Source organism: Pseudomonas sp. JDS28PS106 (assembly GCF_036706555.1).
Taxonomy (GTDB): Bacteria; Pseudomonadota; Gammaproteobacteria; order Pseudomonadales; family Pseudomonadaceae; genus Aquipseudomonas.
Genome location: NZ_JBAJGT010000005.1, coordinates 158,683 through 178,325 on the forward strand (window position 1 = coordinate 158,683; position 19,643 = coordinate 178,325).

Genomic DNA, 19,643 nt, shown 5'->3' on the forward strand with positions numbered 1-19,643 from the left:
TCACTGTAGCGACGGCCTCAGGTAATGGCAATCAGTCCTGTTGAGGAGCAAGCGCCGCCTTGAGCGTCTGGATCGCGACGTCGCGCGCAACCACATCGGCGAACACCGGACTGTCGGCCACGCAGGCGTCATCGACCCAAAGGGTGAAACGGTCGGACTCGGTGCGCACGTCCAGTTCACCGCCCTGCTGCAACTGCTTGCTGACCGCGCCGGCTGCCTTGCCATCAGCAAAGGAGCGGGACAGCAGCAGTTGCTCGCCGTCCGCCGCCAGCAGGCGGAAACGGAAGCTGCCATCGTCCTCGCGGAAGCTGACGAAGCGCGCGCCCTTGACTGCTTTTTTCTTGCCCGATTCGGCCGCCTGGACCACGTTGCGGAACGAGCGAAGACCGACCGCTTCACGCAGCTCTTCCAGAAACGGCGTAGCGGCGCGACGTGCCTTCTGAGCACCTGTCAGCAGAATGTCTTCCAGATCCGCGGGACGCTGGATCAGGGCGTTGTAGGTTTCGCGCGCCTCGCCCAGCTCGCCATCGAGCAGGTTGAACAGACGGCTCTTGGCCTCGCCCCAGCCCAGACCCTGCAACAGTTCGTCGCGGAAGCCGGCGCTCTGCTCCGGCGTGGCGAATGCCTGATAAAGCGTGAACAGGTGGGAGTTGTCCGGATCCTTGGCCTCGCCGGGCGCCCGTGAGTCGGTGACGATACGGGCGATGGCGTCCTTCATGTCCTTGGCGTTACTGAACAGAGGAATGGTGTTGTCGTAGCTCTTGGACATCTTGCGCCCGTCGAGCCCCGGCAAGGTGGCGACGCTTTCCTCGATCAGCGCCTCGGGCATGACGAAGAACTCTTTGCCGTTGCCGAACAGATGGTTGAAGCGCTGGCCGATATCGCGCGCCATCTCGACGTGCTGGATCTGATCGCGCCCGACCGGAACCTTGTGAGCGTTGAACATCAGAATGTCGGCGGCCATCAGCACGGGGTAGCTGTACAGGCCCATGGTGACGCCCGCGTCGGGGTCTTCGCCGGCCTCGACGTTCTTGTCGACGGATGCCTTGTAGGCATGCGCCCGGTTCAGCAGGCCCTTGCCCGCCACACAGGTCAGCAGCCAGGTAAGTTCGGGAATCTCGGGAATGTCGGACTGGCGATAGAAGGTTACGCGCTCCGCATCCAGCCCGGCGGCCAGCCAGGTGGCGGCGATTTCCAGACGCGAGCGCTGGATGCGCAGCGGGTCATCGCATTTGATCAGGGCGTGGTAGTCGGCCAGAAAGTAGAACGAGTCCACTCCAGGCTGACGGCTGGCGACGACGGCCGGGCGAATGGCGCCGGCATAGTTGCCCAGGTGAGGCGTGCCGGTGGTGGTGATACCGGTCAGAATACGAGTGGTCATGGCGGGTCGCTTATCCAGGTGCTGCAATCAGTTCGAGAGGCGTGGCACGACCAGTTCTTTCAGGTCGGTGAGCTTGCCGTGAAAAAAGTGTCCGCATTCTGCCACTTTCAGCAGCTCATGGGGGCGTTGCAGCGCAGCGGACCAGTCGTAGACCGTCTGCGGATCGATGACCTCGTCGCTTTCCGGCTGGATGACGGTCAGCGGGCAGTTGTCGGGCAATACGCTGTGATCCTGCAAGCGCGAGGCAGCGGCCGCCACCAGGAACAGGTGGGTGAGTTGCTCGCCCTGCGCTTCCAGCCGACCGCCCAGATTGGCCGCCACGTAACCGCCGAAGGAAAAGCCGAACAGGGTCATAGGCAGGTCGGGTTGCTGATCCCGCAGCCACTTCGCCGCAGCCTGAGCGTCGTCGATCTCGCCGGGGCCGGCCACGGAAACACCGGCACTGGCGCCCACGCCCCGGTAATTGAAACGCAAGGTGATCAGCCCTTGGTCGCGCGCGGTACGCTGCAACGTCGAGACCACTTTATTGAGCATGGTCCCACCCTGAATCGGGTTAGGATGGCAAATCAGGGCGACACCCCGGGCATCCGGCACGTCCTGGTACAGCGCTTCAAGCTGGCCCTCGGGGCCATCGATAAAAACGGGGGTCTCACGCATGGGCAAAATAGAACTCCGTGACCTCGAAATGGGTCGACTCGTCTAGCTGAATGTCTGTGGCTGGCATATCAACGACGCGTCGCGGGTATACAGCGCAGGTTCGAGCCGTTAACGTAAAGCAAAGCCGTTTATAGAGGAAGGACTCGTGGAACACTCGCTCTTAGTTTGGTTGTTGCCGACCCTCGCCCTGGTCGCCGGTGTCGTCATTGGCTTCCTGGTCGCACGTCTGCTGCCCAACACCGTTCCGAACAGCACCCAGCGCCAGCTGGATGACATTCAGGAGCGTTTCGATGCCTATCAGAACGAGGTGGTCACTCACTTCAACAGCACGGCTAACCTGGTCCAGAAACTGTCGCAAAGCTATCACGACGTACAAAAGCACCTCGCCGATGGCGCCAATCACCTGGCTCTCGACGAAATGACCCGCCAGCGCCTGCTGGCAGCGCTGCACCCGGACGCCAACACCGCGCCCCGCGACCGCCTGACACCGCCTCGCGACACCGAAGCGCCAAAGGATTACGCGCCGAAGTCGCCTAATACCCCAGGCATGCTTGACGAGCATTACGGCTTGAAGAAATAACGCCGGACCCGCCACCCGAAAAGCCCGCCCTCCGCTCTGGAGGGCGGGCTTTTTCATTGCCGTCGTCATCTCCACCGCTTCGCGGATAAATCCGCTCCTACAAGCCCTACGCAACCGTAGGAGCGGCTTCAGCCGCGAAACCAGTGGCCAGACGATAAAGATCGTGGATCCGTGCATCCATCGCGCCCGACCTGAGCGTCAACCAGAAATCTCCTACAGTCTTTAGGGACCACACAACCTGCCAACCCTTGATGCTCGCCTCTATTCTCTGCGCAACCAAGGAGGACACTCATGAAAGTGCTGAAAATAGTGTTGAGCTGCCTGTTGCTGTCTGGATGCGTGTCGGGAGACTGCGTCAATAACTGCTATATCTGGGGCAAACAAGATCTTGAGCTTCTGCACAAATGCAACATGGACCCAATGAGATCTGACTGCCCAGTACAGCTTTGATGCAATTCAGAACTTGTGTATCCACACGGGATAAGGCCCCCATATCGGCGACCTTTTCAATTTAGTCCGCCCCGGCTGAAACCCAAAGCGAGCCCACAGGAGATCGCCATTGCGACCATCGTAGATAACCAGGTTCCCGTCATCCTGCATCGACATATAGCTGTGATACCAGTAGGACTTGTCTCTGGTGTGAGTGCTCTCAGCAATCCAAAGCCTGGACCTCGCGGGATCGTAGAGAAATGCACTCTTGCTCACCACCAGCCACGGTGCGCCTTTCGGTTTCCGGGAAAGCGTACTGCTATGAGGCTGATTCCCATCAGCGACCCAGACAATCGCACCATGGTCTTTGATAACCAGATTCCCGTCAGCCAGACGACAAAGATCGTGGATTCGTGCACTCCATCGCGCCCGACCTGAGCGTCAACCAGAAATCTCCTACAGTTTTTGCGGACCACACAACCTGCCAACCCTTGATGCTCGCCTCTATTCTCAGCGCAACCAAGGAGGACACTCATGAAAGTGCTGAAAATAATGTTGAGCTGCCTGTTGCTGGCAGGCTGTGTGGCGGGAGACTGCATCAAGAACTGCTATTGGTATGGGACCACAAACCTTCCTCTCAAATACAAGTGCGACATGGATTCCTATCATCCGGATTGCCCTGTCAATCGTTGAGACGCCTTTTCCGAAATCATCCAGAACGTAGAATCAACATTATGCGAAGCATATTTATAGTGGCCTGCCTGACTTTGTCGGGATGCGTGTCCGGCGATTGCTCTGAGGACTGCTACATCATCGAGCTTCGCAAAGCAGATGAGCGCCTAAGCTTTAAATGCGAAAGCACACAATTTCATCCGCATTGCGAAAGGCACTGACACTTCAACGCTACTGGAACTAGAACAAGTCAAACCTGTATATAGTCTGTTCTGGAGTTTTAAACAAAACCTTGAGTCTATTGTTTTGGACTGTGATCGCCCAGGTTCGAAACCAAAACGAGCCCAGCGCAGCTCTCCCGCGCGGCCGTCATAAATGACTAAATTCCCGTCATCCTGGATAGACATGTGACTGTGATACCGATAAGACTTGTCAAGGGTATCCGTGCTGCGGGCAAGCCATAAACGTTTTCTCGCCGGGTCGTACAGGAATCCACTGTTGCTGACGACCAGCCAAGGTGCGCCTTTGATTTTTGTGGAGAGCGTACTGCTATGAGCCTGATTCCCGTCAGCGACCCAGACGATCGCACCATGGTCTTTGATAACCAGATTCCCGTCGCTGTGAAGATCCAGACGAAATCTGCCATTAGGCGAAAGAAGAAACTGCCCAGCGGTCAGCATTTGATTAGGCGGCAAGATCGAGGAGCCGCTATTTAGAAACGACGAGTATTTAATGCTCATTTGATTGCCTCGAAAGCAAGTGGCTTGAGCACTCAGACAATCACCGTCCACTTCCGCATGTGCGTTATATATTCACCACCCCGAAAATGATCGAACATGGTCGCGGGCAAGCGCGCTCCTACAGCTGTAGGAGCGCGCTTGCCCGCGACGAACGATGACGCAGTACAACGTCATATCTCACTTGAACCAACTGATCATAAAAAAGCCCCGCCCGGACGCTTGTCCGGGCGGGGCTTTCAGCAGCGTTGCGATCAGATCGCGCCGCGGCTGCGCAGCAGTTCCAGCACTTGCTTGACGCCCTCTTCCACGCTCGACGTCTGGGTGTCGATCACCAGATCGGCATTCAGCGGCACGTCATACGGGAAGGACTCGCCAGGGATGTTGTCGCCCTCGGCGGCATACAGGCCTTGCGGGTCACGTTCGCGGCAGGCGCTTGGCGATGCCTGGACGTAGACGGTCAGCAGGCGGTCGGCGCCGATCAGTGCCTTGGCGCGTTCGCGGCCTTCGGCATCCGGCGCGACGAACGCCGCCAGGGTCATCAAGCCGGCTTCGTTGAACTGGCGAGCGACATGCGCCGCACGGCTCCAGTTCTCGGCGCGGCCGGCACGGTCCTGTGGCAGACCCTTGTTCAGGTCTTGACGCAGATTCTGGCCATCCAGCACGTAGACTGCCCGGCCCATGTCGAACAGTTTGCGCTCGACCGCATAAGCCAAAGTGCTCTTGCCAGCGCCAGACAAGCCGCTGAACAGCACGGTCGCCGGTTGCTGGCCGAAGCGCTGGGCGCGCTCCTCGGTCGAAACATGCGCCGACTCGCCATGATGATTCGAGCCGCCGGCACCGGTCGCCCTGGCGATGATCATGCCAGCCGCAACGGTTCCATTGGTCAGGCGGTCGATGACGATGAAGGCGCCGGTCGTGCGGTTGCTCTCGTAGCCATCCAGCGCAATGGGCGCGTCGAGGCTGATCTTGACGCGTCCGATCTCGTTGAGCTGCAGCGAGCTCGCCGGCCCTTCGATCAGCGTGTTCACATCCACACGATGGGTGATGCTGGCAATCGAGCCGGGCACATAGCTGGTAGCGCGCTTGATGTCATACTTCTTGCCCGGCAGCATGGGCTCTTCAGCCATCCACACCAGCATGGCGTCGAAGGCGTCGCTGACCTGTGGAACATTGTCGGCATGCACCAGCAGGTCGCCACGGGACACGTCGATCTCGTCCTCGAGCGTCAGGGTGACAGCCTGGCCGGGGCCTGCGTGCTCCAGCTCGCCATCGAAGGTGACGATGGACTTCACACGGCTGCCCTTGCCCGATGGCAGGGCAACGACTTCATCACCCTTGCGCACGATACCGCTGGCCAGCGTACCGGCGAAGCCACGGAAGTTCAGGTTCGGGCGATTGACGTACTGCACCGGGAAACGCAGGTCCGCATAGTTGCGATCGCTGGCGATTTCGACGGTTTCGAGGATTTCCATCAGCGACTGGCCGGTGTACCAGGGCGAGCGCTCGCTCTTGTTCACGACGTTGTCGCCCTTGAGCGCCGACATCGGAACGAATGCCATGGTGGTCGGCTTGAACGCCAGACCTTCGGCGAACTTCAGATAGTCGGCCTTGATCGACTCGAACACGCTTTCGTCGAAGCCGTTGAGGTCCATCTTGTTGATGGCGACCACAATGTGCTTGATGCCCAGCAGCGAGGCGATATAGCTATGGCGGCGGGTCTGGGTCTGCACGCCATAACGGGCGTCGACCAGAATGATCGCCAGATCGCAGGTCGACGCGCCGGTCGCCATGTTGCGCGTGTACTGCTCATGGCCGGGGGTGTCGGCGATGATGAACTTGCGCTTGGCGGTGGAGAAATAACGATACGCGACATCGATGGTGATGCCCTGCTCACGCTCGGCCTGCAGGCCGTCCACCAGCAAGGCGAGGTCAACCTCTTCGCCAGTGGTGCCGGATTTCTTCGAGTCGCGGGTTATGGCTTCCAGGTGATCTTCATAGATCATCTTGGAGTCGTGCAGCAGGCGCCCGATCAGGGTGCTCTTGCCATCATCGACGTTGCCGCAGGTCAGGAAGCGCAGCATTTCCTTGCGTTCGTGCTGGCCCAGATAGGCGAGGATGTCCTCGCTGATCAAATCGGATTGGTGACTCATAGCGTTAAAGCTCCAAGCTGTAAGCTTCAAGGGGCAAGCTTGTCGGCGTACAACCAGTCAGAAAATCTGTTAATTCAAGTGAGCTTCGGGCCGCAGCCCGGAGCCATGCACTTGCCGCTTAGAAATAGCCCTGGCGTTTCTTCTCTTCCATGGAGCCGGCGCCGTCGTGGTCGATGACCCGGCCCTGGCGCTCGGAAGTCCGCGTCAGCAGCATTTCCTGAATGATGTCGGTCAGGCTGGTGGCTTCCGACTCGACGGCACCGGTCAGCGGGTAGCAGCCCAAGGTACGGAAACGCACCTTCTTCTTGACGATGCGCGCCTTTTCCTCGTCGGTCAGATGCTCGAGGATCCGGTCGTCGTCGATCATGATCAGCGTGCCGTTCTTCTCGATCACGTCGCGCTCGGCCGCGAAATACAGCGGTACGATCGGGATGCCTTCGAGATAGATGTACTGCCAGATGTCCAGCTCGGTCCAGTTCGACAGCGGGAATACGCGAATCGATTCGCCCTTGTTGACGTTGCCGTTGTAGACGTTCCACAGCTCGGGACGCTGGTTCTTCGGATCCCAGCGGTGCTTGCTGTCGCGGAAGGAATAGACACGTTCCTTGGCCCGGGACTTTTCCTCGTCGCGGCGGGCGCCGCCGAAGGCTGCGTCGAAACCATGCTTGTCCAGTGCCTGCTTGAGGCCCTCGGTCTTCATGATGTCGGTGTGCTTGGCGCTGCCGTGGGTGAACGGGTTGATGCCCTGCGCCACACCATCGGGGTTGACGTGGGTGATCAGGTCCAGGCCCATCTCCTCGACCATCTTGTCGCGGAAACGATACATTTCCTGGAATTTCCAGCGCGTGTCCACGTGCATGACCGGAAACGGCAGCTTGCCTGGGAAAAAGGCCTTGCGCGCCAGGTGCAGCATCACGGCCGAATCCTTGCCGATCGAGTACAGCATCACCGGGTTATCGAACTCGGCGGCGACCTCGCGGATGATGTGGATGCTCTCCGCCTCCAGCTGTTTCAGATGCGTCAGTTTGTCGACCATGGGTACTCACGGATTGCAGTTCGTTATGGACCGGGCGCAAGCCCGGGGCGGCCAGCGGGCCGTGTTCGAGCCGGGCACTTTATCATGCCGGAGACACGCAGATCAGCGCGCCCGCTATATCGAAACGATCTATCGATATGCCGACATGTTTGGACGCTCAGATCGGATTCGAGCAGTCGATGAAGATGTGCTCCACCGCGAAACGCCTTGCCAGGTAGTCGCCCAGTGCCTGTACGCCGTAGCGTTCGGTGGCATGGTGGCCCGCGGCGATGAAGCTGACATCGTTTTCGCGAGCGCTGTGGAAAGTCTGCTCCGAGGCTTCGCCGCTGATGAACAGATCGACCCCTTCGCGGATCGCCTGATCGATATAGCCTTGCCCACCGCCGGTGCACCAGCCGACCCGACGAATCATCTGACTGCCCTCTACAAGCAGTGGCTCGCGGCCCAATGCTTCCTGCACTCGCCGGGCAAAGTCACGAGGCGTCATCGGCTCGGCCAGCGAACCGACCAGGCCCACGACGCGCGGATTGTCCGGGTCCAGCGGCCCTTCGACGGTGATGTCCAGCTGACGCGCAAGTTGCACGTTGTTACCGACGTCCGGATGCACATCGAGCGGGAGATGGTAAGCCAGCAGGCTGATATCGTGCTTGAGCAAGGTCTTGAGCCGGCGCTGTTTCATACCGGTCACGCAAGGGTTCTCACCCTTCCAGAAATAGCCATGGTGAACCAGGATCAGATCCGCCTGCGCCTCGACCGCCGCGTCCAGCAGCGCCTGACTGGCAGTGACGCCGCTGACGATTCTCATCACCTGCGGACGGCCCTCGACCTGCAAGCCGTTCGGGCAGTAATCCTGGATCTGCGCACTGTTGAGATAGCGGTCGGCTTCTTCGACCAGGGTGCTCAGGGCAACAGCCATAAAAGACTCCTAAATATGCAGTTCAGAGCTGCTTTGTACTCGTATAATGCCCGCCATTATGGCGCGCCTGTCACAAATAATTTCGCGCCTGCCACTCTCAGGACTTGCTCAATGTTCAAGGCACTGCGCTTTTTCGGCTGGCCGTTGCTGGTCGGTGTGCTAATCGCCCTGCTGGTTATTCAGCGTTTTCCAGAATGGGTCGGGTTGCCCAGACTCGACGTCAATCTGCAACAGGCCCCCCAACCCACCAACATCCTGCAAGGCCCTTCCTCATACGCCGATGCGGTCAGTGCCGCCGCGCCGGCCGTGGTCAATCTCTACACCACCAAGATGATCAACAAGGGCAACAATCCGCTCTTCGAAGATCCTCAATTCCGACGCTTTTTCGGCGACAACGCGCCTAAACAGAAGCGCATGGAGTCGAGTCTGGGTTCGGGCGTGATCATGAGCCCCGAAGGCTATCTATTGACCAACAACCACGTCACCACGGGGGCCGATCAGATCGTGGTCGCGCTCAAGGACGGTCGGGAAACCATCGCCCGGGTCATCGGCAACGACCCGGAAACCGATCTGGCGGTCCTCAAGATCGATCTCAAGGACCTGCCGGCGATCACCATTGCGCGCTCGGACGCGATTCGCATCGGCGACGTTGCACTGGCGATCGGTAACCCGTTCGGCGTCGGTCAGACGGTAACCATGGGCATTATCAGCGCGACCGGGCGTAACCAGCTCGGCCTGAATACCTACGAAGACTTCATCCAGACCGACGCGGCAATCAACCCCGGCAACTCCGGCGGCGCCCTGGTGGATGCCAGCGGCAACCTGACGGGCATCAACACGGCCATCTTTTCCAAGTCCGGCGGTTCCCAAGGGATCGGTTTTGCGATTCCGACCAAGCTGGCGATGGATGTCATGAAATCGATCATCGAGCACGGTCAGGTGATTCGTGGCTGGCTGGGGATCGAAGTGCAACCCTTGACCCAGGAACTGGCCGAGTCGTTCGGCCTCAAGGACCGGCCGGGGATCGTGGTGGCGGGCATTTTCCGCGATGGTCCGGCGCAGAAGGCCGGCCTGCAACTGGGTGACGTGATCCTGAGCATCAACGGCGAGCCGGCCGGCGACGGGCGCCGCTCGATGAACCAGGTGGCCCGCACGCGACCCAAGGACAAGATCGCGATCGACGTGATGCGCAATGGCAAGGAGCTTCGCCTGAACGCCGAAGTCGGCATGCGTCCACCGCCGGCACCCGCCGCGCCCGCTCCGGCGTCGGCACCCGCCGCTCGCTAAAGAAAATGCCCCCGTGGGGGCATTGACCTCAGAGTTCGCCCAACGCTTCGAGCAACGCTTCGTGTTGCTCGGGCGTACCGATGCTGATGCGCAGGAACTGGGCGATTCTTTCCTGCTTGAAGTGGCGCACGATCACGCCGTGCTCGCGCACTTTGGCCGCCAGTCCGGCCGCGTCATGCTTCGGATGACGGGCGAAGATGAAGTTGGCCGCCGACGGCAGCACCTCGAAGCCCTTGGCCTGCAATTGCCCGACCAGCACTTCGCGGCTCTCGATCACGGCCTTGCAGGTCGACTCGAAATAATCGCGATCTTCGAAGGCTGCCGCGCCACCCACGTTCGCCAGACGGTCCAGCGGGTAGGAGTTGAAGCTGTTCTTGACCCGCTCCAGCGCTTCGATCAGGTCCGGATGCCCGACCGCCAGACCGACCCGCAGGCCCGCCAGTGAACGCGACTTGGACAGTGTCTGGGTGACCAGCAGGTTCGGATAGCGGTCGACCAGCTTGATCGCAGTCTCGCCACCAAAATCGATATAAGCCTCGTCCACCACCACGACCGATTCCGGGTTCGACTCGACGATACGCGCAACTGCTTCGAGCGGCAGCAGGCAGCCGGTCGGTGCATTCGGGTTGGGGAAGATGATCCCGCCGTTCGGCCGCGAATAGTCCTCGACACGAATCTGGAACTGCTCGTCCAGCGGAACGGCCTCATGATCGATGCCGTACAGGCCGCAATAGACCGGGTAGAAGCTGTAGCTGATATCCGGGAACAGCAGCGGTTTGTCGTGCTGGAACAGCGCGTGAAAGATGTGCGCCAGGACTTCGTCGGAGCCGTTGCCGACGAACACCTGGTTGCTTTCCACACCGTAGTAGCCAGCTACCGCCTGCTTGAGCTGGTCGCTGTTCGGATCGGGATACAAACGCAGGTCGTCGTTCAGCGCGGCACGCATCGCCTCGATGGCACGGGGCGAAGGGCCATAGGGATTTTCATTGGTGTTGAGCTTGATCAACCGCGTCAGCTTGGGCTGCTCGCCCGGCACGTAAGGCACCAGGCGGCTGACGAAAGGGCTCCAGAATTTGCTCATATCAGCTGTTTTCCTTGGTGTCGACGAGGGTCCAGTCCGGATCGGTGATGCGGTACTCGGCGCTGCGCGCGTGACCGCTCAAGGATTCGCCGCGGGCCAGTACCGAAGCGGTCTTGCCCAGTTCGGACGCGCCCTGAGGCGAGCAGTAGATGATGGAAGAGCGCTTCTGGAAGTCGTAGACACCCAGCGGCGACGAGAAGCGCGCGGTGCCGGAGGTCGGCAACACGTGGTTGGGGCCCGCGCAGTAATCGCCCAGCGCTTCGGAGGTGTGACGACCCATGAAAATCGCCCCGGCGTGGCGAATCTGCGGCAACCAGGCCTCCGGATCGGCGACCGACAGTTCAAGGTGTTCCGGCGCGATGCGGTTGGCGACTTCGATGGCCTGCTGCATGTCGGCCACCTTGATCAGGGCGCCGCGGCCGTTGATCGATGTTTCGACGATAGCGGCGCGATCCATGGTCGGCAGCAACCTGGCGATGCTTTGCGCCACCTGATCGAGAAACGCAGCGTCCGGGCTGACCAGAATCGCCTGGGCATCCTCGTCGTGCTCGGCCTGGGAAAACAGGTCCATGGCGATCCAGTCCGGATCGGTCTGTCCGTCGCACACCACGAGAATTTCGGACGGTCCGGCAATCATGTCGATCCCGACCTGACCGAACACGTGACGCTTGGCTGTTGCCACATAGATGTTGCCAGGACCGACCACCTTGTCGACCTGCGGAACGCTTTCGGTGCCATAGGCAAGCGCGGCAACCGCCTGGGCTCCGCCGATGGTGAACACCCGGTCGACGCCCGCGATGCAGGCTGCGGCCAGTACCAGCTCGTTGATCTCGCCGCGCGGAGTCGGCACGACCATCACGACCTCGTTCACGCCCGCCACCTTGGCGGGAATGGCGTTCATCAGCACCGATGAAGGATACGACGCCTTGCCGCCCGGCACATACAGGCCGGCGCGATCCAGCGGCGTGACTTTCTGGCCCAGCACCGTGCCATCGGCTTCGGTGTAGCTCCAGGAGTCCTGCTTCTGCTTCTCGTGATAGCTGCGCACGCGCTGGGCGGCCTTTTCAAGCGCTTCGCGTTGCGCGGAACTGATGCGGGTCAGCGCCAGTTCGAGTCGTTCACGCGGCAGGATCAGGTCTGCCATTGAAGCGGCCTGCAGACCGTCAAAACGCTGGGTGAACTCCACCAGCGCCGCGTCACCGCGCTCGCGTACGGCCTTGATGATGTCGAGGACCCGCTGATTGACCGAGTCGTCGGACACACTTTCCCAGCTCAACAGATGATCCAGATGTCGGGCGAAATCCGGATCAGCGGCATCGAGTCGGCGTATTGCAGTGGAAGCGGTCATAGCGGGGCCTCGGTAATTGGCGGATGCTCAGGAGCCTAAAGCTACCAAGCTATCCGCGCAGGCACCTGAGAAATCTGGCTATGACACGGATAGCTGGACGCGACTCAAGGTCGCGTGATCAGATCAGCCGCGGTGTCGCGACTCCACTGCTTTGCGCAGGGTGTCGATCAGCGCCTGGATGCGGGCGTGCTGCATTTTCATGGATGCCTTGTTGACCACCAGACGCGAGCTGATGGTCGCGATCAGTTCCTGCGGTTCAAGGCCGTTGGCGCGCAGGGTGTTGCCGGTGTCCACGACATCAATGATCTTGTCGGCCAGGCCGATCAGCGGCGCCAGTTCCATCGAGCCGTACAGCTTGATGATATCGACCTGACGGCCCTGCTCGGCATAGTAACGCTTGGCAACGTTGACGAACTTGGTCGCCACGCGCAGGCGTCCTTTCGGCTCGACAGCACCGACGGCGCCAGCGGTCATCAGCTTGCACTTGGCAATCTGCAGGTCCAGCGGCTCATAGAGGCCCTGACCACTGTACTCCATCAGCACATCCTTGCCCGCTACGCCCAGGTCGGCGGCGCCGTGCTCGACGTAAGTCGGTACGTCGGTGGCACGCACGATCAGCAGACGGACGTCCGGCTGGGTCGTGGGAATGATGAGCTTGCGGCTCTTGTCCGGATTCTCGGTCGGCACGATGCCCGCTTCGGCGAGAAGCGGCAGCGTGTCGTCAAGGATACGGCCCTTGGACAATGCGATGGTCAACATGGAAAACGTAAGTCCTTATCAGGAAACTCTTGTCGTGACGCAAGCCGCGCGCGCCCGAGCGAGCGCGGCGGCCTATTCGCTACAGTCCTAGCCCGGAACGCGACGAATCTTCGCGCCCAGCATCTGCAGCTTCTCCTCGATGCATTCGTAGCCACGATCGATGTGGTAAATGCGATCGATCAGGGTGTCGCCCTCGGCCACCAGAGCCGAAATGACCAGGCTGGCCGACGCACGCAGGTCGGTCGCCATGACGGGCGCGCCCTTGAGGCTCTCGGTACCGGTCACGATCGCGGTATTACCCTCGACCTGGATGTGCGCGCCCATGCGGTGCATTTCATACACGTGCATGAAGCGGTTTTCGAAGATGGTCTCGATCACGGCGCCAGTGCCTTCGGCTACGGCATTGAGCGAGATGAACTGGGCCTGCATGTCGGTCGGGAACGCCGGGTACGGCGCGGTGCGCACGTTGACCGCCTTGGGACGCTTGCCGTGCATGTTCAGCTCGATCCAGTCGTTGCCGGTCGTGACTTCCGCGCCGGCTTCCTGAAGCTTGAGCAGTACAGCTTCGAGAATGGTCGGATCGGTGTCCTTGACCTTGACGCGCCCGCCGGTGATGGCGGCAGCGACCAGGTAAGTGCCGGTTTCGATACGGTCGGGCATCACCTTGTAGGTGGCCGACCCCAGACGCTCGACGCCATCGATAGTGATGGTATCGGTGCCGGCGCCCTGGATCTTCGCGCCCATGGCGATGAGGAAGTTCGCCAGGTCGACGACTTCCGGCTCGCGCGCGGCGTTCTGCAGAACGCTGCGGCCCTTGGCGAGCGCGGCGGCCATCATGATGTTCTCGGTACCAGTCACGCTGACGGTATCGAAGAAGAAGGTCGCGCCACGCAGGCCGCCTTCCGGAGCCTTGGCCTTGATGTAGCCGCCTTCGACATCGATGATCGCGCCCATGGCTTCCAGACCGCGGATGTGCAGATCGACCGGACGCGAACCGATAGCGCAGCCACCCGGCAGCGCGACTTCCGCCTCACCGAAGCGGGCGACCATCGGCCCCAGCACCAGGATCGACGCACGCATGGTCTTGACCAGTTCGTACGGCGCAACCAGCGTCTTGATGGTGCGTGGATCGATCTCGACGCTCAGCTTCTCGTCGATGATCGGCTCGATACCCATGCGACCGAACAGCTCGATCATGGTGGTGATATCGTGCAGGTGCGGCAGGTTCTGAACGGTGACCGGGCCATCGGCCAGCAGGGTCGCGGAAAGAATCGGCAGCGCCGAGTTCTTCGCGCCGGAAATGCGGATTTCGCCATCGAGACGAGCACCGCCGGTAATAATCAGTTTATCCATTAGAATCTCGACACCAATTTGGTCAGGTGCGCTCGGCCCAGGCAGCGCGGCTGAAGAATTTCATAGTGACCGCGTGGATGCTGCCATCGGCGATCCAAGGGTTCAAATGGGCATAAATCTGTTGCTGACGCTTGACAGGACTCAGGCTGGCCAGCTCGTCACTGATAATGTTCAGCTGGAAGTTGCAGCCTTCGCCTTCGACTTCCACCTTGATTTCGGGCAGCTTTCCTTCAAGGAAGCTCTTAACTTCTACAGCCTGCATGCTTAACCTCGATCGGCGCCGGACGCGCGCGGGTCGGCCATCATACAAAAAAGCCCTTGCTATGCGAACCCCGACCTCGGGGCGCCAGACAAAGGGCTTTTCTGTCACGACCTTGTTAATGGATGTCCAGCAACTCGCTCAGACCGGACACTTGGGCAATCTTGCGCATGTCGTCGGGCAGCGACTGCACCCGAATCGACTTGCCGGCTTCGCTGGCGTCGCGCATGAACGCCAGCACCAGGGCCAGGCCGACGCTGCTGGATTTCTCGACTCCGGAGCAGTCCAGCGTCAGTTCCCGCAGCTCACCCGCCTTGATCAACGCGGCGCCCTGCTTGCGAAGCTCGGGGCCGGTACGATAATCCAGCACACCGACCAGCCTCAGCTCGCCCGGCCCCGCGAGACGGACCGCGGACTCGCTCATTGCGTCGCCTTCTGGGCAGCATCATCGGTGGTCTGCTTGGCCTTGGCGACTTCACCGGCCCAACCATCGATGGTCTTGTCCAGATCGTTGCCATTGCGCTGCATGGCGTCGGCGAACTGATCACGGAACAGCTTGCCGATGTTGATGCCGTTGATGATCACGTTGCGCACTTTCCACTCGCCCGAGATTTTCTCCAGGGTGTAGGACACAGGGTAGACCGCGCCGTTGTTGCCCTTGACCTGCATTTCCACGCTCGTGCGGTCGGCGCCTTCATCCTTGGCAGGCGATACGGTAATGCCCTGGTTGTTGTATTCGAGCAAGGCATTGCCGTAGAACTGCATCAGGCTGCGCTTGAAGTTTTCCTGAAAGCGCTGCATCTGCTCAGGGGTCGCCTTGCGGGAGTACTTGACCGTCATGATGCTGCGCGAGATGCCGTCGGCATCCACGGCAGGACCCACGATACGGTTCAATGCATCATAGAAAGCGCTTGGATTAGCCTTGTACTGCGCTCTGTTTTGTTCCAGGTCGCTCAGCAATTCCTTGGTGGTGCGATCCACCAGGTCATGGGCGGAGGTGGCGGCCGCCGCATTGGCCATCAGTGGCAGGGCAGCCAGCAATACCAGCAGGCCACGGCGCAGAATAGAGATCATTTGAAGCTCCTCACTTGGCGTCTTTACTCACTGTATTGAGCAGGAATTTACCGATCAGGTCTTCCAGCACCAGCGACGACTGAGTGTCATGGATGGTCGCGCCATCCTTGAGCAGCGCATCGTCGCCGCCGACGCTGATACCCACATATTTTTCACCCAGCAGGCCCGCCGTCAGGATCGACGCAGTGGAATCGGAAGGCAGGTTATCGACCTTCTTTTCGATTTCCAGGGTGACACGACCGGTGAAGGTATCGCGATCCAGATCGATCGCGGTCACCTTGCCGATCGTGACGCCCGCCATGCTTACCTTGGCTCTGACAGTCAAACCGGCGATATTGTCGAAATAGGCGTAAAGTTTATAGCTGTCGTTGGCTGCACTGGTGGTCAGGCCGCTGACCTTCAGCGCCAGCAGCAACAGGGCCAGTATGCCGGCCAGCAGGAAAAGGCCGACCCCGGTTTCGATGGCGCGGTTTTGCATCAGAAATCTCCAAACATCAAGGCGGTCAGAATAAAGTCCAGGCCCAGCACGGCCAGCGATGCATAGACGACCGTCCTGGTCGTGGCACGGCTGATCCCTTCGGAAGTGGGTTCGCAGTCATATCCCTGGAACACGGCGATCCAGGTCACCACGAAAGCGAATACGACGCTCTTGATCACCCCATTGAGCACATCGCCCTGAAAAGACACGCTGTTCTGCATGTTCGACCAGAACGAACCTTCGTAGACGCCCAGCCAGTCGATGGCGACCCACGAGCCGCCCCAGATGCCGACCACGCTGAAGATCATCGCCAGAACCGGCAACGAGATGAACCCGGCCCACAGACGCGGCGCGACGATGTATTTGAGCGGGTCGACACCGATCATTTCCAGGCTCGACAATTGCTCGGTGGATTTCATGTTGCCGATTTCGGCGGTCAGCGCCGACCCGGCACGGCCGGCGAACAGCAGTGCGGTTACCACTGGCCCCAGCTCGCGCAGCAGTGTCAAGGCAACCATCTGCCCGACTGCCTGCTCGGAACCGTACTTGGTCAGGATGCTATAACCCTGAAGCGCCAGCACCATGCCGATGAACATCCCCGACACCACGATGATGACCAGCGACATTACGCCAACGGAGTACAACTGCCTGACCAGCAGCTGGAAGCTGCCGCCGATCCCGTCGCGACCCAGCAACGCATGGCCCAGAAACAACCCTGAACGTCCAAGTACGGTGACGATGTCCAGAGCCGAACGCCCCAGCAGGCGAACGCGGTCCATCAATGACTTTCTGCGCATCAGCGCTTCCCCAACAGAGCTTCGCGGAAATCCGGCGCCGGATAATGGAATGGCACGGGGCCGTCCGGCTCGCCGGTCATGAATTGGCGGATGCGCGGGTTGTCCGAACTCATCAGTTCCTGAGGCGTGCCCTGCCCCAGCACTTGCCCGTCACCCACGACATACAGGTAGTCGGCGATGCTCGCCGTCTCGCCGAGGTCATGGGATACGACGATACTGGTGATGCCCAGCGCGTCGTTCAACAGACGGATCAGGCGAACCAGCACGCCCATGGCGATAGGGTCCTGACCGACGAACGGCTCGTCGTACATCAGAATCCGGGGATCCATGGCGATGGCGCGGGCCAGCGCCACCCGGCGCTTCATGCCGCCCGACAGTTCGTCCGGCATCAGTTCCACCGCCCCGCGCAGGCCTACCGCCTGCAGCTTGAGCAGAACGATGTCGCGGATCATGTCTTCCGGCAGCTCGGTATGCACCCGCAGCGGAAAGGCCACGTTTTCGAAGACATCCAGGTCGGTGAACAACGCACCGCTCTGGAACAGCACGCCCATCTGCTTGCGGGCATCGAACAGATCACCGCGCGACAGTTCGGGCAGGTTCTGGCCATTGACCCACACCTGGCCGGCACTGGGACGCAACTGCGCGCCCATCAGACGCAGCAGGGTCGTCTTGCCGCTGCCGGAAGGCCCCATGATGCCGGTCACCTTCCCGCGCGGAATACGAATATCGACATTATTGAAAATGCTGCGCGTCCCTCGTTTGAAGGAAAGTCCTTTCAACTCGACCGCGTAGGCGTCATCGGCACTCATCTAAACTCCTTGCGATGCGGCTCCGCCGCCTGAACACCGACCATTCCGGGCCCGCGTCGTCCGGGCGGGCCGAACAAGCGGCGAACTATATCATTCGATGAGAGGCCACCCAAGAAGAGAACCCGAACGCCGATGAATATCCGATACGGTTGTGTGATGGCTATCAGCAATATCCCGACCCGTGGCGCATACGACCCGGAATTCGACCGTCGTCGACGAAAACTGCGACGATCAGAGGTGAGTGAATCGCTCATTACCGCTATAATCCCCGCCTTTTAGCAGCCTGACCGTTCAAACCCATGACTCGATCCAGCGACCTGATTCAATCTGCTCAGCGCACCATCCGTCTCGAAATCGAAGCGATCAACGGTTTGCTCGCTCATATCGACACGGATTTCGTGCGAGCGTGCGAAATGATTCTGGCCAGCACCGGACGGGTCGTGGTCGTAGGCATGGGCAAGTCGGGGCATATCGGCAACAAGATCGCCGCGACGCTGGCGAGCACCGGCACCACGTCGTTCTTCGTGCATCCCGCCGAAGCCAGCCATGGCGACATGGGCATGATCACTCGCGACGACATCATCCTGGCCTTGTCCAATTCGGGCACCACCAGCGAGATCGTCACGCTGCTGCCGCTGATCAAGCGCCTGGGCATCAAGATGATCAGCCTGACCGGCAATCCGGAATCGACGCTGGCAAAAGCGGCCGACGTGAATCTCAACGTCGGCGTGGAGCATGAAGCCTGCCCGCTCAATCTCGCGCCGACGTCCTCCACGACCGCCGCGCTGGCGATGGGAGACGCCCTGGCAGTGGCACTGCTGGAAGCTCGCGGTTTCACGGCCGAGGACTTCGCGTTCTCGCACCCCGGTGGCGCGCTGGGGCGCCGCCTGCTGCTCAAGGTCGAGAACGTCATGCACAGCGGAGACGCCCTCCCGGTGGTCCAGCGTGGCACGCCATTGCGCGACGCTCTGCTGGAAATGACCCGCAAGGGCCTGGGAATGACTGCGATCGTCGAAACGGATGGTAAGCTGGCAGGCATCTTCACGGACGGCGACCTGCGCCGCACGCTCGACCGTCCGCTGGACATCCGTCAAAGTGCCATCGATGAAGTCATGACCGTGCACGGCAAGACCGTGCGCCCCGAAATGCTGGCCGCCGAAGCCCTGAAGATCATGGAAGATTCGAAGATCAGCGCGCTGATCGTCGTCGACCGCGAAGACCGCCCTGTCGGGGCGTTCAATCTGCAGGATCTCTTGCGCGCAGGCGTCATGTAATGGAAGGTATCCCGATGACCGAAGAATTGATGCAACGCGCCAGGCCGATCAAGCTGGCGGTATTCGATGTTGATGGCGTGCTGACCGACGGCCGCCTGTATTTCCTGGAAGACGGCAGCGAGTTCAAGACCTTCAACACGCTGGACGGACACGGCATCAAGACGCTGATCGCGTCGGGCGTTACCACGGCCATCATCAGCGGTCGCAAGTCGCCGGTCGTCGAACGTCGGGCGAAAAACCTCGGCATCGCGCATCTGTTTCAAGGACGCGAAGACAAGCTGGTGGTACTCGATCAATTACTCGCTACACTCGGCCTGACCTACGAGCAGGTCGCTTACCTGGGCGACGATCTGCCGGACCTGCCGGTCATTCGCCGCGTGGGGCTGGGCATGGCGGTCGCCAACGCCGCCAGCTTCGTGCGCCAGCATGCCGACGGGGTGACCCAGGCGCGAGGCGGTGAAGGTGCCGCGCGCGAGTTCTGCGAACTGATTCTGAGCGCTCAGGGCAATCTGGAAGCGGCCAACGCCGCTTATCTATAGAAGCCGACCATACAGAGCCCACTA

Annotated in this window: 20 protein-coding genes; 4 read left to right on the top strand and 16 right to left on the bottom strand. The window is 60.5% G+C overall.

Going from position 1 to position 19,643, the window contains the following annotated elements:
- Positions 1 to 31: 31 nt before the first annotated feature.
- Together TRP66_RS10040 and TRP66_RS10045 are read right to left on the bottom strand one after the other, a co-directional pair.
- A complete protein-coding gene (locus TRP66_RS10040; protein WP_333401477.1) occupies positions 32 to 1,381 on the bottom strand; it encodes a tryptophan--tRNA ligase in 1,350 nt (449 codons plus the stop codon).
- 27 nt (positions 1,382 to 1,408) lie between these two features.
- Positions 1,409 to 2,038: an alpha/beta hydrolase gene (locus TRP66_RS10045; protein WP_333401478.1), complete on the bottom strand. Its 630-nt coding sequence runs from the start codon at positions 2,036 to 2,038 to the stop codon at positions 1,409 to 1,411.
- Positions 2,039 to 2,183: 145 nt separating this feature from the next.
- On the opposite strand from TRP66_RS10045, the gene TRP66_RS10050 reads away from it, so the two are divergent.
- On the top strand, positions 2,184 to 2,618 hold the full coding sequence (locus tag TRP66_RS10050) for a YhcB family protein (RefSeq protein ID WP_333401479.1): 435 nt from the start codon (positions 2,184 to 2,186) through the stop codon (positions 2,616 to 2,618).
- Positions 2,619 to 3,886: 1,268 nt separating this feature from the next.
- Here the strand turns inward: TRP66_RS10050 and TRP66_RS10055 are convergent.
- The 4 genes from TRP66_RS10055 to TRP66_RS10070 form a co-directional block, all read right to left on the bottom strand.
- Positions 3,887 to 4,459, bottom strand: coding sequence for a hypothetical protein (locus TRP66_RS10055; RefSeq protein WP_333401480.1), 573 nt, complete (start codon positions 4,457 to 4,459; stop codon positions 3,887 to 3,889).
- Between the two features lie 251 nt (positions 4,460 to 4,710).
- Positions 4,711 to 6,609 (bottom strand): sulfate adenylyltransferase subunit CysN, encoded by a 1,899-nt coding sequence (gene cysN, locus TRP66_RS10060; protein ID WP_333401481.1) that lies wholly within the window; start codon positions 6,607 to 6,609, stop codon positions 4,711 to 4,713.
- A gap of 118 nt (positions 6,610 to 6,727) precedes the next feature.
- Entirely contained in the window at positions 6,728 to 7,645 is a 918-nt protein-coding gene (gene cysD / locus TRP66_RS10065; protein ID WP_025261761.1) for a sulfate adenylyltransferase subunit CysD, read from the bottom strand.
- Between the two features lie 157 nt (positions 7,646 to 7,802).
- Positions 7,803 to 8,561, bottom strand: a complete 759-nt coding sequence (locus tag TRP66_RS10070; protein WP_333401482.1) for a Nif3-like dinuclear metal center hexameric protein — start codon at positions 8,559 to 8,561, stop codon at positions 7,803 to 7,805.
- A gap of 111 nt (positions 8,562 to 8,672) precedes the next feature.
- Between TRP66_RS10070 and algW the strand changes: the two genes are divergently transcribed.
- Complete coding sequence (algW, locus tag TRP66_RS10075; RefSeq protein WP_333401483.1) at positions 8,673 to 9,848, top strand: Do family serine endopeptidase AlgW; 1,176 nt, start codon at positions 8,673 to 8,675, stop codon at positions 9,846 to 9,848.
- 28 nt (positions 9,849 to 9,876) lie between these two features.
- On the opposite strand, the gene hisC is transcribed toward algW, so the two are convergent.
- From hisC to TRP66_RS10125, 10 genes are all read right to left on the bottom strand, one after another.
- Positions 9,877 to 10,929, bottom strand: coding sequence for a histidinol-phosphate transaminase (gene hisC, locus TRP66_RS10080; RefSeq protein ID WP_333401484.1), 1,053 nt, complete (start codon positions 10,927 to 10,929; stop codon positions 9,877 to 9,879).
- A 1-nt stretch (position 10,930) separates the two neighbouring features.
- On the bottom strand, positions 10,931 to 12,277 hold the full coding sequence (gene hisD / locus TRP66_RS10085; RefSeq protein WP_333401485.1) for a histidinol dehydrogenase: 1,347 nt from the start codon (positions 12,275 to 12,277) through the stop codon (positions 10,931 to 10,933).
- A 123-nt stretch (positions 12,278 to 12,400) separates the two neighbouring features.
- Positions 12,401 to 13,036, bottom strand: a complete 636-nt coding sequence (hisG, locus tag TRP66_RS10090; protein ID WP_333401486.1) for an ATP phosphoribosyltransferase — start codon at positions 13,034 to 13,036, stop codon at positions 12,401 to 12,403.
- 87 nt (positions 13,037 to 13,123) lie between these two features.
- Positions 13,124 to 14,389, bottom strand: a complete 1,266-nt coding sequence (gene murA / locus TRP66_RS10095) for a UDP-N-acetylglucosamine 1-carboxyvinyltransferase (protein WP_333401487.1) — start codon at positions 14,387 to 14,389, stop codon at positions 13,124 to 13,126.
- Between the two features lie 22 nt (positions 14,390 to 14,411).
- A complete protein-coding gene (locus tag TRP66_RS10100) occupies positions 14,412 to 14,651 on the bottom strand; it encodes a BolA family protein (RefSeq protein ID WP_125831612.1) in 240 nt (79 codons plus the stop codon).
- 115 nt (positions 14,652 to 14,766) lie between these two features.
- On the bottom strand, positions 14,767 to 15,072 hold the full coding sequence (locus TRP66_RS10105) for an STAS domain-containing protein (protein WP_333401488.1): 306 nt from the start codon (positions 15,070 to 15,072) through the stop codon (positions 14,767 to 14,769).
- Complete coding sequence (locus tag TRP66_RS10110; RefSeq protein ID WP_333401489.1) at positions 15,069 to 15,722, bottom strand: MlaC/ttg2D family ABC transporter substrate-binding protein; 654 nt, start codon at positions 15,720 to 15,722, stop codon at positions 15,069 to 15,071. The genes TRP66_RS10105 and TRP66_RS10110 overlap by 4 nt, the downstream gene beginning before the upstream one ends.
- A 10-nt stretch (positions 15,723 to 15,732) precedes the next feature.
- Positions 15,733 to 16,200 carry an outer membrane lipid asymmetry maintenance protein MlaD gene (mlaD, locus tag TRP66_RS10115; protein ID WP_333401490.1) on the bottom strand — a complete coding sequence of 156 codons (468 nt, stop codon included), beginning with the start codon at positions 16,198 to 16,200 and terminating at the stop codon, positions 15,733 to 15,735.
- Positions 16,200 to 16,997: a lipid asymmetry maintenance ABC transporter permease subunit MlaE gene (mlaE, locus tag TRP66_RS10120; protein ID WP_333401491.1), complete on the bottom strand. Its 798-nt coding sequence runs from the start codon at positions 16,995 to 16,997 to the stop codon at positions 16,200 to 16,202. The genes mlaD and mlaE overlap by 1 nt, the downstream gene beginning before the upstream one ends.
- Entirely contained in the window at positions 16,997 to 17,806 is an 810-nt protein-coding gene (locus TRP66_RS10125) for an ATP-binding cassette domain-containing protein (RefSeq protein ID WP_333401492.1), read from the bottom strand. The genes mlaE and TRP66_RS10125 overlap by 1 nt, the downstream gene beginning before the upstream one ends.
- Positions 17,807 to 18,105: 299 nt before the next feature.
- Here TRP66_RS10125 and TRP66_RS10130 point away from each other — a divergent pair, with 299 nt between their 5' ends.
- Positions 18,106 to 19,080 carry a KpsF/GutQ family sugar-phosphate isomerase gene (locus TRP66_RS10130; RefSeq protein ID WP_333401493.1) on the top strand — a complete coding sequence of 325 codons (975 nt, stop codon included), beginning with the start codon at positions 18,106 to 18,108 and terminating at the stop codon, positions 19,078 to 19,080.
- Entirely contained in the window at positions 19,080 to 19,619 is a 540-nt protein-coding gene (gene kdsC / locus TRP66_RS10135; RefSeq protein ID WP_333401494.1) for a 3-deoxy-manno-octulosonate-8-phosphatase KdsC, read from the top strand. The genes TRP66_RS10130 and kdsC overlap by 1 nt, the downstream gene beginning before the upstream one ends.
- Positions 19,620 to 19,643: the final 24 nt, after the last annotated feature.

What these genes read in the sequence shown, in the direction of transcription:
- TRP66_RS10040 (WP_333401477.1), bottom strand. Translation starts at nt 1,381, where the DNA reads ATGACCACTCGTATTCTGACCGGTATCACCACCACCGGCACGCCTCAC.
- TRP66_RS10045 (WP_333401478.1), bottom strand. Translation starts at nt 2,038, where the DNA reads ATGCGTGAGACCCCCGTTTTTATCGATGGCCCCGAGGGCCAGCTTGAA.
- TRP66_RS10055 (WP_333401480.1), bottom strand. Translation starts at nt 4,459, where the DNA reads ATGAGCATTAAATACTCGTCGTTTCTAAATAGCGGCTCCTCGATCTTG.
- cysN (WP_333401481.1), bottom strand. Translation starts at nt 6,609, where the DNA reads ATGAGTCACCAATCCGATTTGATCAGCGAGGACATCCTCGCCTATCTG.
- cysD (WP_025261761.1), bottom strand. Translation starts at nt 7,645, where the DNA reads ATGGTCGACAAACTGACGCATCTGAAACAGCTGGAGGCGGAGAGCATC.
- TRP66_RS10070 (WP_333401482.1), bottom strand. Translation starts at nt 8,561, where the DNA reads ATGGCTGTTGCCCTGAGCACCCTGGTCGAAGAAGCCGACCGCTATCTC.
- algW (WP_333401483.1), top strand. Translation starts at nt 8,673, where the DNA reads ATGTTCAAGGCACTGCGCTTTTTCGGCTGGCCGTTGCTGGTCGGTGTG.
- hisC (WP_333401484.1), bottom strand. Translation starts at nt 10,929, where the DNA reads ATGAGCAAATTCTGGAGCCCTTTCGTCAGCCGCCTGGTGCCTTACGTG.
- hisD (WP_333401485.1), bottom strand. Translation starts at nt 12,277, where the DNA reads ATGACCGCTTCCACTGCAATACGCCGACTCGATGCCGCTGATCCGGAT.
- hisG (WP_333401486.1), bottom strand. Translation starts at nt 13,036, where the DNA reads ATGTTGACCATCGCATTGTCCAAGGGCCGTATCCTTGACGACACGCTG.
- murA (WP_333401487.1), bottom strand. Translation starts at nt 14,389, where the DNA reads ATGGATAAACTGATTATTACCGGCGGTGCTCGTCTCGATGGCGAAATC.
- TRP66_RS10100 (WP_125831612.1), bottom strand. Translation starts at nt 14,651, where the DNA reads ATGCAGGCTGTAGAAGTTAAGAGCTTCCTTGAAGGAAAGCTGCCCGAA.
- TRP66_RS10105 (WP_333401488.1), bottom strand. Translation starts at nt 15,072, where the DNA reads ATGAGCGAGTCCGCGGTCCGTCTCGCGGGGCCGGGCGAGCTGAGGCTG.
- TRP66_RS10110 (WP_333401489.1), bottom strand. Translation starts at nt 15,722, where the DNA reads ATGATCTCTATTCTGCGCCGTGGCCTGCTGGTATTGCTGGCTGCCCTG.
- mlaD (WP_333401490.1), bottom strand. Translation starts at nt 16,200, where the DNA reads ATGCAAAACCGCGCCATCGAAACCGGGGTCGGCCTTTTCCTGCTGGCC.
- mlaE (WP_333401491.1), bottom strand. Translation starts at nt 16,997, where the DNA reads ATGCGCAGAAAGTCATTGATGGACCGCGTTCGCCTGCTGGGGCGTTCG.
- TRP66_RS10125 (WP_333401492.1), bottom strand. Translation starts at nt 17,806, where the DNA reads ATGAGTGCCGATGACGCCTACGCGGTCGAGTTGAAAGGACTTTCCTTC.
- TRP66_RS10130 (WP_333401493.1), top strand. Translation starts at nt 18,106, where the DNA reads ATGACTCGATCCAGCGACCTGATTCAATCTGCTCAGCGCACCATCCGT.
- kdsC (WP_333401494.1), top strand. Translation starts at nt 19,080, where the DNA reads ATGGAAGGTATCCCGATGACCGAAGAATTGATGCAACGCGCCAGGCCG.